The 12,929-nt window shown below is 44.9% G+C and carries 13 protein-coding genes; 7 read left to right on the top strand and 6 right to left on the bottom strand.

The window, feature by feature from the left end:
• Positions 1 to 114: 114 nt before the first annotated feature.
• The 3 genes from RDK53_RS01020 to rsmD form a co-directional block, all read right to left on the bottom strand.
• On the bottom strand, positions 115 to 975 hold the full coding sequence (locus RDK53_RS01020; RefSeq protein WP_308512876.1) for a Crp/Fnr family transcriptional regulator: 861 nt from the start codon (positions 973 to 975) through the stop codon (positions 115 to 117).
• A gap of 192 nt (positions 976 to 1,167) precedes the next feature.
• Complete coding sequence (coaD, locus tag RDK53_RS01015) at positions 1,168 to 1,647, bottom strand: pantetheine-phosphate adenylyltransferase (RefSeq protein WP_308512875.1); 480 nt, start codon at positions 1,645 to 1,647, stop codon at positions 1,168 to 1,170.
• A 2-nt stretch (positions 1,648 to 1,649) separates the two neighbouring features.
• Complete coding sequence (gene rsmD, locus RDK53_RS01010) at positions 1,650 to 2,225, bottom strand: 16S rRNA (guanine(966)-N(2))-methyltransferase RsmD (protein ID WP_308512874.1); 576 nt, start codon at positions 2,223 to 2,225, stop codon at positions 1,650 to 1,652.
• A 58-nt stretch (positions 2,226 to 2,283) separates the two neighbouring features.
• On the opposite strand from rsmD, the gene ftsY reads away from it, so the two are divergent.
• From ftsY to trmL, 6 genes are all read left to right on the top strand, one after another.
• Entirely contained in the window at positions 2,284 to 3,213 is a 930-nt protein-coding gene (gene ftsY / locus RDK53_RS01005; protein ID WP_308512873.1) for a signal recognition particle-docking protein FtsY, read from the top strand.
• Positions 3,214 to 3,226: 13 nt separating this feature from the next.
• Positions 3,227 to 4,690, top strand: a complete 1,464-nt coding sequence (locus RDK53_RS01000) for a Ppx/GppA phosphatase family protein (RefSeq protein WP_308512872.1) — start codon at positions 3,227 to 3,229, stop codon at positions 4,688 to 4,690.
• Positions 4,687 to 5,343 carry an ATP-binding cassette domain-containing protein gene (locus RDK53_RS00995; RefSeq protein ID WP_308512871.1) on the top strand — a complete coding sequence of 219 codons (657 nt, stop codon included), beginning with the start codon at positions 4,687 to 4,689 and terminating at the stop codon, positions 5,341 to 5,343. Before RDK53_RS01000 ends, RDK53_RS00995 begins: the two co-directional genes overlap by 4 nt.
• On the top strand, positions 5,343 to 6,200 hold the full coding sequence (locus RDK53_RS00990; RefSeq protein WP_308512870.1) for an ABC transporter permease: 858 nt from the start codon (positions 5,343 to 5,345) through the stop codon (positions 6,198 to 6,200). The genes RDK53_RS00995 and RDK53_RS00990 overlap by 1 nt, the downstream gene beginning before the upstream one ends.
• Positions 6,201 to 6,262: 62 nt before the next feature.
• A complete protein-coding gene (rpoH, locus tag RDK53_RS00985; protein ID WP_308512869.1) occupies positions 6,263 to 7,180 on the top strand; it encodes an RNA polymerase sigma factor RpoH in 918 nt (305 codons plus the stop codon).
• Entirely contained in the window at positions 7,173 to 7,643 is a 471-nt protein-coding gene (gene trmL / locus RDK53_RS00980) for a tRNA (uridine(34)/cytosine(34)/5-carboxymethylaminomethyluridine(34)-2'-O)-methyltransferase TrmL (RefSeq protein ID WP_308512868.1), read from the top strand. The genes rpoH and trmL overlap by 8 nt, the downstream gene beginning before the upstream one ends.
• A gap of 62 nt (positions 7,644 to 7,705) precedes the next feature.
• Here trmL and RDK53_RS00975 read toward each other — a convergent pair whose 3' ends face one another.
• Positions 7,706 to 9,001 carry an NCS2 family permease gene (locus RDK53_RS00975; RefSeq protein WP_308512867.1) on the bottom strand — a complete coding sequence of 432 codons (1,296 nt, stop codon included), beginning with the start codon at positions 8,999 to 9,001 and terminating at the stop codon, positions 7,706 to 7,708.
• 322 nt (positions 9,002 to 9,323) lie between these two features.
• Between RDK53_RS00975 and RDK53_RS00970 the strand changes: the two genes are divergently transcribed.
• Positions 9,324 to 10,913 carry an AAA family ATPase gene (locus tag RDK53_RS00970; RefSeq protein WP_308512866.1) on the top strand — a complete coding sequence of 530 codons (1,590 nt, stop codon included), beginning with the start codon at positions 9,324 to 9,326 and terminating at the stop codon, positions 10,911 to 10,913.
• 139 nt (positions 10,914 to 11,052) lie between these two features.
• Here RDK53_RS00970 and pstA read toward each other — a convergent pair whose 3' ends face one another.
• Together pstA and pstC are read right to left on the bottom strand one after the other, a co-directional pair.
• The gene (pstA, locus tag RDK53_RS00965; RefSeq protein WP_308512865.1) at positions 11,053 to 11,934 is read right to left on the bottom strand and encodes a phosphate ABC transporter permease PstA; all 882 of its coding nucleotides are present in this window, start codon (positions 11,932 to 11,934) and stop codon (positions 11,053 to 11,055) included.
• A gap of 77 nt (positions 11,935 to 12,011) precedes the next feature.
• Positions 12,012 to 12,890, bottom strand: coding sequence for a phosphate ABC transporter permease subunit PstC (gene pstC, locus RDK53_RS00960; RefSeq protein WP_308512864.1), 879 nt, complete (start codon positions 12,888 to 12,890; stop codon positions 12,012 to 12,014).
• Positions 12,891 to 12,929: the final 39 nt, after the last annotated feature.

Below are 12,929 nucleotides of genomic sequence, written 5' to 3'. Positions count from 1 at the left end.
CTAGCTATTTCAGACTTTGAGGCAAAGAAAAATAACCGGTTTCACACGATAAAAAGCCGAGTCTTTGGCAGAAAGACACGGCCTTGAGAAAGAATAAGTCCGTTGAATAGCTCGCTAGTAGAGATGAGAGCGGAGCTCGGGAAGATGGTGAAATAGTTCCAGAAGGGTCGGAGCATAAGAGTATGCACTCTGCTCTTCGGAACTTCTCATCCATTTATAGGTTTCTTCTAAGAAAGAAGTGGGACAAGATACGAAATCTCCGTTTCGAATCCAGACTCCATTGTCTTTCCAACGTTTTAGATAGGTATCCGTTGAAACGGAAGATGCGTTTGCTAAAAGACATCGGTTGCTTCGAGTCAGGGGTACCGGCATGGTGAGCCACGCTTCCCCGTCTTTTTCCGATAGTTTTGCATAATGTACAGCCCAGCTAATGACAAAGGCCTTCAGGCGTTCTTCAACCGGTGCAAACGCCATGTAAGCAAAGCCGATGCGGTCTGATAGAGCACAGCTTTCGAAATGTCGGACAAGCAAAAAGAAAAGTTCGGGATCTGCTTTCAGCACTGGAAGCAGGAGTTCTTTGTTACAGACGACAACTTCCGCTTTTGTTAAAGCGAAATAATGACCGAAAGCCGGCCGTTCGGTAAAAAAGTTCAAATTCCCGAATGCAAGATGACCCGGAGGAGAAATAGCCGCCGCATTTTCAGTCCCTACGATTGGATTGCCGAAATTTCGCGCTGTAACTCCGCTAGTCACAAGAGCAAGATGACTAATGCTTCGGTCTAGAGAAATGAGTTTATCTTGCCGTGCTAGCTGAATTTTTCTGCCGATTCTGATGATAAGGCTCTGCAGTCTGGGATGAACAGGCGGATGAATCCATGGAACAATCGGAACTGCACAGTCAGGCGTTTTTGCATCAAGATCGTATTGCCGGCCCTGCTGTACTGCAGAGAGCCACTCCCACGAAACATTACTCATAACCGCCTCTCACAAAAAATCCAGTGCGTATAACTTGGTTTGAGATGAATTCGAAACCAAGTATCACCCCTTCATTTTAGAAGAGGAGGCAAGAGTTAACTACCTTGGCAATTGGGAGGATATTTTAGGTAAATACCCTTATAAAAAGAGAATTTGTTTTGGTGAGGTTCGTATGTAAACAGCGCACTTTGTCTAGTTTTTTGAAAGCTTTTTTTGAAAAGCTTCCAACACCACAGGGCTGACAAACTTGCTGACGTCTCCTCCGAGAAGAGCAATTTCTCTAACGAAGGTTCCGCTGACAAATTGATAGCCGGGGGACGGTGTCAAAAAGATTGTCTCGGCTTCCGGCAGGAGCAGCTGGTTCATCCCTGCCATCTGAAATTCATATTCAAAATCGCTGACCGCTCTGGCACCTCGAACGATGCATAAGGAATGATTTTGCTTGAGAAGGTCTACCAGAAGATAATCGAAACCGATAACTTTGACGTTAGGCAGGTCTTGAGTAACCGCTTTAACCAGTTCTACGCGTTCATCTAAAGAAAAAAGAGTGTTCTTCTTTCGGCTTTCCGCAACTGCCACAATTAGCTGAGGAAAAAGTTTTGAAGCTCTTCGAATAAGGTCCTCGTGACCTTTGGTGACGGGATCGAAAGTTCCCGGATAAGTCGCAATCATTTTTAATCCTCCGTTTTTTGGGCTAAGAGTAAGTGGCTTGCGCCTCCCTTTGATCGTTTTACGGCCGTTAAACCGAAAGAGTCTAAAAACTCATCCGATATTTCAGTTGGGCTCTCCACATAGATTAGACCGGAGGAATTGAGCAGCGGAACGGCTTTCTTTATGGCTTTTTCCTGGAGATTCAGAGCAAAAGGAGGGTCGATAAAGACAACGTCATAAGGACCGAACTCCTCCGCTCTTGAGCCTTTCAACGAGTCCCCGCAAAAAACATGGATGTTGTCGGCATTCAGCTTTTCTTTGCTCTGCTCAATAAGCCTGGCAGCAGCACGGTTTTTCTCAAGAATCACAGCATTTTCTGCGCCTCGGCTCGCCATTTCAAAAGACAACGCTCCGGTACCTGCAAACATGTCCAAAGAACGTTTGTCGGAAAACTCGCCGTCAAAAAGATGATTCAGCCAGTTAAAAATGGTTTCACGTTGTCTATCGCCGGTAGGCCGAAGACCCTCTGAGTCCAAAACGGGGAGAGGAGTTCTCTTCCAGAGGCCCCCAATAATCCTGATTTTTCCGCCTTGTTTCATGTGTGTGTAAACTTACTTAAATTAGTGGTAGCTAAACTTTAATTGATAATTGTCAGTCATGGACACAAAAAAAGAAAAAACGGGTTGGTTTGCCCGGTTAAAAAACGGTCTTTCTAAGAGTCGAATCAATTTAATCGGAATTTTTTCCGGAGGTGTAGTTGACGATGAGTTTATGGAAGAGCTCGAATTCCAGTTAATCTCTTCCGATGTCGGTGTAGAGACGAGCGCCAAGATCATTAGTCAGCTTAAAGATCAAATCAAACTTAAGGGTCTGAAGACTCAGGACGAAGTCAAGATAGCTCTTCGAGATGTTATTGAAGAAAGATTAAAAATCTGCGAAAAAGCACCGGATTTGGAAACCCATCACCCGACAGTCTGGATGATGTGCGGTGTAAACGGAGCCGGCAAAACAACCAGCATCGGAAAATTAGCTAAATTTTTCGCCAATGAAAAGAAAACGGTTCTGCTTGCAGCCGGTGATACTTTTAGAGCTGCCGCTAGAGAACAGCTCGAAATTTGGGGCGATAGAAACCAGATAGAAGTTATTGCGCAGGAAAAGGGAGATCCTGCTTCGGTAGCTTTTGACGCTATCTCATCCGGGAAAAGAAGAGGGACTGACGTTGTGATGGTTGATACTGCCGGTCGCCTGCCGACGCAGACCAATTTGATGAATGAACTTTCGCGCATTAAAAGAGTGCAGGGCAAAGCCATGGAAGGCGCCCCACACGAAGTTATCTTGGTGTTGGACGGAACTAACGGTCAAAATGCCTTGATGCAGGCAAAAAGCTTTGATGATGTAGCCGGATTAACGGGCCTCATTATCACCAAGCTGGATGGAACAGCTAAAGGCGGCGTGCTTTTGGCTTTGGCAGATATGCGCAAAGAACCCCTTCCGATTTATTTCATTGGAGTGGGAGAAAAAATTGATGACTTGCAGCCGTTTAATGCTCGTCAATTTGCAAATGCGTTAGTCGGAATAGAAGAATAATTAAGGAAGAGAAATGCGCTTAGCTGCAATTGATTTGGGATCCAATAGTTTTCGTTTGGAAATAGCTCGTGTAGAAAAAGAAGTCATTATTAGCGAAGGGAGCTGGAAGGAGACGGTTAGATTAGCCGGCGGCATAGATAGTGAAGGGAATCTGACCGAAGAGGCACAGGAAAGAGCACTGAAAGCTCTCGCACGTATCGCGGAAAAAATCGAAGGCTTTCCTCGTTCTCAAATCAGAGCAGTTGGAACCCAGACTCTCAGAAGTGCAAAAAACTCAAGAGAATTTATCGAAAGAGCAGAGAAGGTTTTAGGCTGCAAAATTGAAATCTTAAGAGGAAAGGAAGAGGCCAGACTGGTCTACGAAGGATGCAGCTTTGCCCTCCCAAGGTCTGATAAGAAGAGATTGATCGTTGACATCGGAGGTGCTTCTACCGAATGCGTCATCGGGCACGTCAGGGATGTATTGGAAGCCGATTCTTTTCATGTCGGATGCGTTAATACTTCCGTAGCATTTTTCAAAAACGGCATCATTACACCAGCCATGATGCAGAAGGCACAGCTTTCGGCAGAAGCAGAATTCGACAGCAGTATCGAGAAGTTTTTTAGATGCGGCTGGCAGGAAGCGTTCGGCTCCTCGGGTACCGCCTCTGCGGTTTCCTTGATTCTGCACGACCAGGGATGGACTGACGGTACGATTACCTTAGAGGCTCTCCTGAAACTGAAATATGCCATGCTCGAATTTGGAAATACCAGCTCTTTTAAGTTCTTAGGAATGAAAGATGACAGAAGAGAGGTATTAGCCGGCGGGGTATGCGTGCTGCTTGCAATTTTCAATAAATTTAAACTTAAGTCGATGAAACCGGCCGACGGAGCATTGCGCTACGGCATTCTTTATGATTTGGCCGGAAGAAAACTCGATAAAGATCCCAGAGCAGCTTCTGTTCATTCGTTAATGCTCAGAATGCATGTTGACGAAGAACAAGCCTCCAGAGTTGCCAGAGTCGCTGAAGAACTTTACAAGAAGATTGAACCGTCCGCATCTCCTGAAGAACTCAAAGAACTTGCTTGGGCAGCTGATTTACATGAAATCGGCTTGAGTCTTTCTCGAAGCGACTATCACAAACATAGCGAGTATTTGATTAGAAACAGCGACATCCCGGGCTTCTCTCGTTCAGAACAAGAGAAACTGGCGGCTATTGTTTTGGCCCATCGAGGCAATCTGAAGAAAGTCGCTTCATTCCTTGCCGATCGATCAATCGCCGAGAAAATCTTGGCCCTTAGATTAGCGGTGATTCTTTGCCATGCTAAGATTGATACAGACCTTCCGCCCATTCAGTTGTTCAGCGGAGCGGATGGATTCATGATGAGTATTCCAAAGAACTGGCTCACAGAGCATCCGTTAACTGAGTATCTGCTCGGTCAAGAAAAAGAAATATGGGCTAAGGTTGGAATTAAATTTGAAATTTATACACGATGAGTCCCAAGAATATCTTAGTTGAGATTTCAGAAATTCCCGTCCGGAAAGAAGGGAGGAACACGGGCGGCTTGTTATCCTTTGTGATTGAAGAGCCCGATTTTATTTTGCTTGAAGGACCGAACGGTTCCGGTAAAACTTACCTTCTGAACCTTATTGCTGCTTTGATGGAACCCAATACAGGTGAAGTTATTGTTGAGGGACACAGCGTCAGTGTGATGAGTGAGTCAGAAAAGTTGGCGTGGAGAAGAACTTTGGGACTTATACCTTCTCATTCCAACTTATTTACTACCTACACAGTTCTTGAGAACTTGAGATTGTCTGCTCAGCTGTTGGGTATTAAGCCTAACGAGGCAATTGAATATTCCAAAGAAAGTGCAGAACTTTGCGGTCTGTCTAAATACCTGGACGAGAAAGTCGAAAATCTCTCTGAAGGTTTGAGAAAACGTGTAGTGATAGCTCGTGCTCTCGTGGGACGTCCAAAAATGATTTTGGCGGACAACCCGTTGGAAGGGTTGGACGGAACCTCACAGGAACAATTTCTCTATCTTTGTACAAAACTGGCAAAGATCGGCTATGCGGTGGTGATGACCTCCAGCGTTCCGCTTCCTCTTGAAATCAAGTCCCTGAGAGTAATTAACCTAGGAGGAAGTTAGTGATTACCGTCAACGTCAGGGCAATTCGCTCTCTCAAGCAAGATAAAAAATCCTTTTGGGTTGTCGTGGCACTTTGCTCGCTGGCATTCTGCCTTTTAGCGCACATGTCTTTGATTTTTATTTCCTTCTATGAAAATCATAGAACCATGACAGGTGACGAAATATCGGTTTTTATGGAACCGGGTACAAAGGCAGAAGATGCAAAAAAGTTTTTAACTTCCCAATTAGATCAATTGGCGCCGGGATCCGAGATTCGTTTAATTCCGCCGAAAGATATTTTGGAAGAAGATATTCTCAAGTTGATTGGTAAAAAAGACAAAATACCTGATATTTATGTCATTACCTTCCCAATCTCCACGCCGTTTGCCTCTATCCAACAAATGGTGCATGTAATTGCCGAGGCTAAAGATGTCTCGGTTGTCAGCGCTAATCTTGATTGGATTAAAAAGAGATATTCTTTAAGACAAGCGCTGGCTTTGGGAGCAGCTGCTTTCGGCATTCCTGCTTGTGCTTTGGTCGGACTGCTCTTTGTGGTTGGTATTCATAGACTCAACAGTTTCCTGAAGCACGATCAAGCTTTGCTGTTAATGCTCGGAGCTAACCGTTGGCAGGTAAGCGGTCCGTTGGTCGAAATTGCCTGTGCGGCAACTCTCATCAGCAGTGCTATTGGAAGTGTTCTTTATTTCATTACCACTTATGTGAGTGTTCCGCTTCTGGAAGATGCGTTCGAGGTGCATTTACTGCCGTCCTTAGGTGTCAATATTCTGATTTGTTTGTTCCTGACTTTCGTTTTGGTTGTCTATGCAGCTGTCTGCTCCTACATCACTGCTGGCAGAACCAAACCGCTTACCTTCTAGTAGGCGTTTATAACCGATTGACACATTAAGGAAAAATCACACCTGTATTAGAATACGCCTTGATGACTAAACAGAATACAGATAAGCCTAAAAGTACGGCTCTTGCTCCTTACCATCCGACTCCGCTGGCACTTCGCGGAACCCCCGGAAGCTTAGAAGAATACATACGAGCTGCCAATGCGGCTCCTTTGCTTACAGAAGAGCGGGAAAAAGAACTGGCCGTTAAACTGCGTGATCATGGCGACTTAGAAGCCGCAAGCGAACTTATTACTTCTCACTTGCGCTTAGTTATTTCGATTGCCCGCCAATACTTGGGGTATGGGCTGCCGTTCCCTGATCTCATCCAAGAAGGAAACATAGGACTGATGAAGGCCGTAAGACGGTTTGATCCGGATAATGGTGCTCGTCTCGTAACCTTTGCGATGACTTGGATTCGTGCGGAGATCCAAGATTACGTCATCAAAAATTGGAAGCTGGTCAAAGTTGCAACCACTAAGGCTCAAAGGAAGTTGTTCTTCAACCTCAGAAGCATGAAGGAAGGTTCCGAGGCATTGACTACGGAGCAGACTAATAAGATTGCTCAGGACTTGGAAGTACGGCCTGCTGACGTCAAGGAGATGGAGCTTAGACTCCTCGGACACGATGTTTCTCTCGATGAGCCCCCGGTGCATGACGAGGACGATAAACCGATGGAAGATTGGCTGGAGGCCGAGGGAGATTCTCCTGATGAAATGCTCGAACGGTCTCTTTACGATAAGGCCCTTAACAGTGACTTGCCGAATGCAATTGAACAGCTTGATGAGAGAAGCAGAAGGATTATCCAAGCCCGTTGGCTTTATGATGAGACGACTGGAAAAGGGGCTACCTTGGATGATATGTCTAAAGAGTTAGGTATCAGCAAGGAACGAGTCAGGCAGATTGAAAAGAAAGCTTTCTCTAAACTAAAAGAAATTTTGAATTCAGAAAAAGACCATGTTTAACATCGTATTGGTTCATCCGGAGATTCCTCCCAACACAGGAAATATTATTCGTCTTTGCTCGAATACCGGATGCCGTTTAATTCTTATTGAACCATTAGGTTTCTCATTTGAAGATAAGCATATGAGACGCGCAGGTCTGGATTATCGCGAGTATGCGGATGTCAAGATATATCCCAACTACGATGCCTTCCTTGAAGCGGAGAAACCTGATCGCTCCAGAATGTTTGCAATGACGACAAAGGCAACTCAACTGGTGCAAGGTTTGGAATTCAAACCTAATGATTGGTTTGTTTTCGGTTCTGAAGGGCACGGACTGCCTCAGGAAGTCAGAGATCTTTTTGATCCGGCTCATTGCGTCCGTTTGCCGATGATGCCGAACAATCGGTCTCTGAATTTGTCGAATTCAGCAGCTATTACCGTTTATGAGGCTTGGAGACAGAACGGTTTCAAAGGCGGAGTTTAATTTTCTCCTTTGCAAATGAAAACGCCGCAGAAGTCTGCGGCGAATCCATATGCTCAAATGAATTAATGAAGCATCAGCATGATGATGAAGAAAACGGCAAGCATGTACATCTCGGGTTTGATTCTCTGAGCTTTACCGCTGAATAAGTTAATCAGAACGTAGCTGAGAAGACCGAATACGATGCCGTTGGCAATACTGTAGGTCAACGGAATGGTAATAATGCAGATGAATGCGGGAATTGCCTCAGAAAAGTCGTTGAGGTCAATCTCTCTAATGCAGCTAATCATGAAGAAGCCGACCAAGATCAGCACCGGAGCGGTAGCTTGCGTCGGAATGGCTAAAAACACTGCAGAGAAGAACAACGATAAAAGGAAGAATACCGAAATCACTAAAGCTGTCAGACCTGATTTACCTCCGGCAGCCACTCCGGCAGCACTTTCAACGTAAGTCGCAATTGCACTTGTACCTAAGCAGGCACCGACAGTGGTGCCGACTGCGTCCGCGAAGAAAGACTCTTTTAGTCGAGGAAGGTTGCCGTCTTTGACGAAACCTGCTTTAATCATCAGACTGACTAGAGTTCCTAATGTATCGAAGAGATCCATGAAGAGGAATGACAAAACGACCATCACCATATCCACGGTCAAGAGATTTTGCCACTCAAATTGCATGAAAATTGGACTAATTGACGGTGGGAGAGAAACGAAACCGTCGAAGTGAGTGATTCCTAACGGAAGTCCGCAGAGCGTTGTGACAGCTATGCCGATCAGAAGAGCTCCCGTCACTTTTTTGACTAACAAGACGGCTGTAACGATGAGGCCGATGATGACGAGCATAACGCTTGGTTCAAAAATGTTGCCTAAAGTGACCAAAGTGGCATCATTTTTAACGGATAAGCCGGCATTTTGAAGCCCGATAAAGGCGATAAAAAGGCCTATGCCAACTCCGATAGCAGTCTGCAGACTGGTGGGAATTGAATGAACTATTTTTTCTCGAACGTTAGTGACGGTAAGAAGAATAAAGATGATGCCTTCAATCAGAATTGCTGTTAAGGCGAATTGCCAGGTATGTCCCATGGATAGGCACACCGTATAGGCAAAGAAGGCATTCATGCCCATCCCCGGAGCTAAACCGAAAGGCATTTTGGCATAGAACGCCATGATAAGGGTGGCAATCGCCGAGGCAAGCGCTGTAGTCGTAAACAAGGCGCCTTTATCCATTCCTGAGACGCTCAAGATTGCAGGGTTGACGGCAAGAATATATGCCATCGTTAAAAAGGTAGAAAGGCCTGCAATGATTTCCGTACGGATGGTGGTATTTTCCGGATTAAAACCCAAGTATTTCTGTAAGAATTGATGCATGGCAAAAAGTGCTTTCGAAAAAGCTAGAGAAGAGACGATTTAAATTCAATTTTAGAGCCGAAAATTTGTTCGAACCATTTCAAAACCGATTGATTACATACTTGTTTTCAAAATGGGTACAGAACACCGCTTTCGCAAACACTGAGTAACAATTCTTCTGAGCAAGATCGGCCCGAACGGATACTAAATCTACGGTTCTCAGTATCTGCCTTGCTCGAAAATCGGCCCTCCCATAAATCGCCAAGCTGCCTCTTAGAATTTTTAACTCCTTAAAGCTGATAGTTTTGTTAAAGTACTAAGAATATTCAATAAGGAAATCGACATGGCGGATCCGCTCTTTTTACCGTTGGGTATTTCAGATTTCTCCACTCTGAGAAATGGAAAACAAATTTACGTAGACAAAACTAAATTTGTTTATGAGTTGGCCCGTCTACAGCGTAAATTCTTTCTAGCACGACCCCGACGATTTGGGAAATCATTGCTTCTCTCAACTTTCGAATCTTTATTTAAGTTTGGGCTTCGTGATTTTCGGGGGCTGGCGATTGAGAAACTATGGACAGAGGACAAAAAATATCAAGTAGTTAGGTTAGATTTTTCAGAATGCAAATCTTTTGATAGTTTGGAAGTTTTCTCCCAACAGCTTGATTGTCTTCTTCGCAACAACTTCGGTCCCCTAGGGTTTGTTTATCGTAACGACGGAACAACCGTTTGCAGCCAGTTGTCTAGGTGGCTAAAAACTATAGCCTCTGGCTCAATGGTTATCTTGATAGATGAATACGACGCTCCTTTAACTACATGTTTGAACAACGCTGAGCTATTCGATAATGTCCGTTCTACGATGGCCACGTTTTACTCTGTTCTAAAGTCGAATGACGCGGTTATTCGTTTCTTATTTATGACAGGAATCTCGAAGTTCAATAAGGTTAGTATCTTTTCCGAACTTAACAATCTTGTGGACATTACTCTTCATCCAGACTATGGGACAATGTTGGGGTACACATTGGAAGAACTGCACCATTATTTTGGGGACTTTTTGGAGCATGCTTCCGAAATAATGGGAATCAAGAAAGAAAACTTGGTTGAGACTCTTACACGAAGCTATGATGGGTTCTGTTTTGATGAATTGGCTCAACACAAAGTATTTGCCCCTTGGTCCGTATTAAATTTCTTAAGCAACCCACAATTAGGTTTCAAAAACTATTGGTTCGAGAGTGGCGGTAAACCGTCAATCTTGCTTCAATATATGAAATCACATTCTCTCCGAAAACCTGACTTCTATGCCGCTCAAAAAAGCATTCAATTGGCTGAACTTAGTGGTTCATCCAGTATGGAAGGTCTTTCCGACGTAGGTCTCTTAACTCAAGCTGGTTACCTAACTATTAAGAAAGTTGAATATGGAACTGCTTTTCTAGGTTTCCCAAATAGTGAAGTTCAATCTTCTATGGCTCAACTCTATACTGAGCAACTCCTTGGAGGACGTAGTATTGTGCAAGCGGGTGCAGGAGGATTGATCACAGAGCTTATTCGCGGCAACACTGAAGAAGTCTTTCATCTCTTGAACAAAGCGTTCCTTGGGATCGATTACACGAAATACTGCATAGGAGATGAATCTATGATCAGGACTTTCGTTCAACTATTTCTTTCCAGCTTTGGACTCCAAACAGGAGTAGAAGTTCACAATAACAAGGGGCGCAGCGATTTAGAGCTTCGCGCCGGAGAGCGACATTGGGTATTTGAGTTCAAAGTTTGTCGGGCTGACGAAAATGAAGAAACAAAACTTAATGAAGCTGTTTTCCAAATTCTAGATAAAGACTATGGATTACAACACAAGGTTAATTATTTAACCCGCGTGGCGATGGTTTACTCTATTGAAAAAAGAAAATTTGTAAAGTGGAAAGCCGTGCCTAATTGATTCCTTCCACGGCACGGCCCTATAAAAATATCCCGAAACTTATGGAGAGATGCTTTTCGACCATCTACCTGCGTAGGTAGATAAAATCTAATCTCTCAGAGATTTGGCCTCTTTTTTTCGATTTTCAGAAAGCGATGGACTACTTAGGTAAATGAGAGGCTTTTTGTCTGAAGTAGATGGCGGTTAAGTTCATTAGAAATACCGCAAAAAGAAGAACTAATGCGGATGCGCTTTGCATCGGAAGCACTTTTTCCGGTTCCGCACCGGTTGTTGCCAAAATATAAATATGGTGCGGAAGGGCCATCACAGCAGATAACGGCGAATTAAATGCATCCGTGGTCATCACGACTGCAGCCGTAAACATAATGGCACTGGTCTCTCCGGCTGCTCTGGCTACTGCTAGAACGGCCCCTGTCATGATCCCTGGCATAGCAGCAGGAAGAACGGTTCTGAGAATGGTTTCGTGTTTCGTTGCTCCTAAAGCATAGGATGCCTCTTTCCAAGCATTAGGAATCTGAGAAAGCGTTTCACGAACAGTATTGATAATAATTGGCAGAGTCAGGACGGCAAGCGTCAAGATACCGGAAACTGCACTGACACCCAGATCGCACAGAATGACGAAAAAGGCTAAGCCGAAGAGGCCGAAAACGATGGAAGGCACGCCGGCCAGGTTTGCGACTGAGAGCGTAATGAGTCGTTTGAGGGGACCGTCCTTAGCATATTCATTTAGCCAAATGGCACTGAATACACCTAAAGGAAGAGCCACGGCTACAGCTCCTAATGCCAAAAGGCATGTACCCACGATGCAGGGGAGAATCCCTCCCTCCGTCATCATGTTCTTAGGATTTCCTATCAAGAATTCGAGGCTAATTTTCTCTAGTCCTTGATAGCCGATGTAGAACACCACGGCAAAGAACGCAGTAATCACAAACCAGGCGACGAGCCTAAGAAAAACTTTTGAAGCCTTTTCTTTGAGCTTTCTTCTTTGTTTATTGGATCCGGAAGCCGTTATCCGTCTCACAGTGCGGTTGCTGTCCACGCTAACGGCGGTTTCTGAAAAATTAGGTAGAGTTTGTTCAAGTCTGTACATAAGGAGGCTTAGCTAGCTTGCAGTTTGTATTTTTTCGAAATCTTGAAGGCTACGAGATTGAATGCGAACGTGAAAAGAAACAGCACGATACCGGTAGCAAATAGCGCATGGTAGTGAGAGCTGCGGAAAGGAGCTTCAGCCATTTCTGCCACAATTGCTGCGGGCAATGGACGAGCAGGGTCAAAAATGGTTTCGGGAATAATGGCAGCCCCTCCGGCAGCCATCAGCACTACCATTGTTTCTCCGATAACGCGGCTCATCCCTAACATCACTGCAGTAGAGATTCCGGAAGCAGCTCCGGGAATCGTGATTTTGGTTAAAGTTTCCCAGTTAGTGGCACCCACGGCTAAAGAGGCTTCCTTCATATGATTAGGGACTGATCTCAGAGCATCCTCAGAAATCGTACAAATAGTCGGAAGAGCCATCAATGCGAGAAGAATGGACGCATTCAGAACGTTCAGCCCCGTTGGTGCCCCCGTTATTGTTTGAATTACCGGAGCGAGTACGGCCATGCCGATAAAACCGATAATGACGGACGGAAAGGCGGCTAAAAGTTCGATACAGGGCTTAAAGAAGGCTCGGACCCTAGGGGAAGCAATATGACTAAGGTATATCGCTGTCATAAGGCCCAGAGGAATAGCCAGGACCGAAGCGCAGATAGTTACAGCGATAGAGCCGGCTATCAGCGGAAGAATTTGGAATGAAGGCGGATTCTCTGTCGGATACCAATCCTGGCCCGTCAAGAAATCTTTTATGGAGACGTGCTGAAGAACGGGAAAACCTTCTTGAAACAGAAACCAAACGATGGCGGCCAATCCGGCTAAAGAGACCAGGGCACAGACCATGAGGCTGTTTTTAAATAAGAATTCTCTGAGATATTTATTCATGAGCGTTTTTCAGAGAGGGAACCGAAGCCCCCTCTCTAT

The organism is uncultured Turicimonas sp., assembly GCF_902477955.1.
In the GTDB taxonomy this organism is placed as follows: domain Bacteria; phylum Pseudomonadota; class Gammaproteobacteria; order Burkholderiales; family Burkholderiaceae_F; genus Turicimonas.
This window is presented reverse-complemented; position numbering and strand designations above follow the sequence as displayed.

What these genes read in the sequence shown, in the direction of transcription:
- RDK53_RS01020 (WP_308512876.1), bottom strand. Translation starts at nt 975, where the DNA reads ATGAGTAATGTTTCGTGGGAGTGGCTCTCTGCAGTACAGCAGGGCCGG.
- RDK53_RS00970 (WP_308512866.1), top strand. Translation starts at nt 9,324, where the DNA reads ATGGCGGATCCGCTCTTTTTACCGTTGGGTATTTCAGATTTCTCCACT.
- RDK53_RS00995 (WP_308512871.1), top strand. Translation starts at nt 4,687, where the DNA reads ATGAGTCCCAAGAATATCTTAGTTGAGATTTCAGAAATTCCCGTCCGG.
- trmL (WP_308512868.1), top strand. Translation starts at nt 7,173, where the DNA reads ATGTTTAACATCGTATTGGTTCATCCGGAGATTCCTCCCAACACAGGA.
- ftsY (WP_308512873.1), top strand. Translation starts at nt 2,284, where the DNA reads ATGGACACAAAAAAAGAAAAAACGGGTTGGTTTGCCCGGTTAAAAAAC.
- coaD (WP_308512875.1), bottom strand. Translation starts at nt 1,647, where the DNA reads ATGATTGCGACTTATCCGGGAACTTTCGATCCCGTCACCAAAGGTCAC.
- rpoH (WP_308512869.1), top strand. Translation starts at nt 6,263, where the DNA reads ATGACTAAACAGAATACAGATAAGCCTAAAAGTACGGCTCTTGCTCCT.
- RDK53_RS01000 (WP_308512872.1), top strand. Translation starts at nt 3,227, where the DNA reads ATGCGCTTAGCTGCAATTGATTTGGGATCCAATAGTTTTCGTTTGGAA.
- rsmD (WP_308512874.1), bottom strand. Translation starts at nt 2,225, where the DNA reads ATGAAACAAGGCGGAAAAATCAGGATTATTGGGGGCCTCTGGAAGAGA.
- RDK53_RS00975 (WP_308512867.1), bottom strand. Translation starts at nt 9,001, where the DNA reads ATGCATCAATTCTTACAGAAATACTTGGGTTTTAATCCGGAAAATACC.
- pstC (WP_308512864.1), bottom strand. Translation starts at nt 12,890, where the DNA reads ATGAATAAATATCTCAGAGAATTCTTATTTAAAAACAGCCTCATGGTC.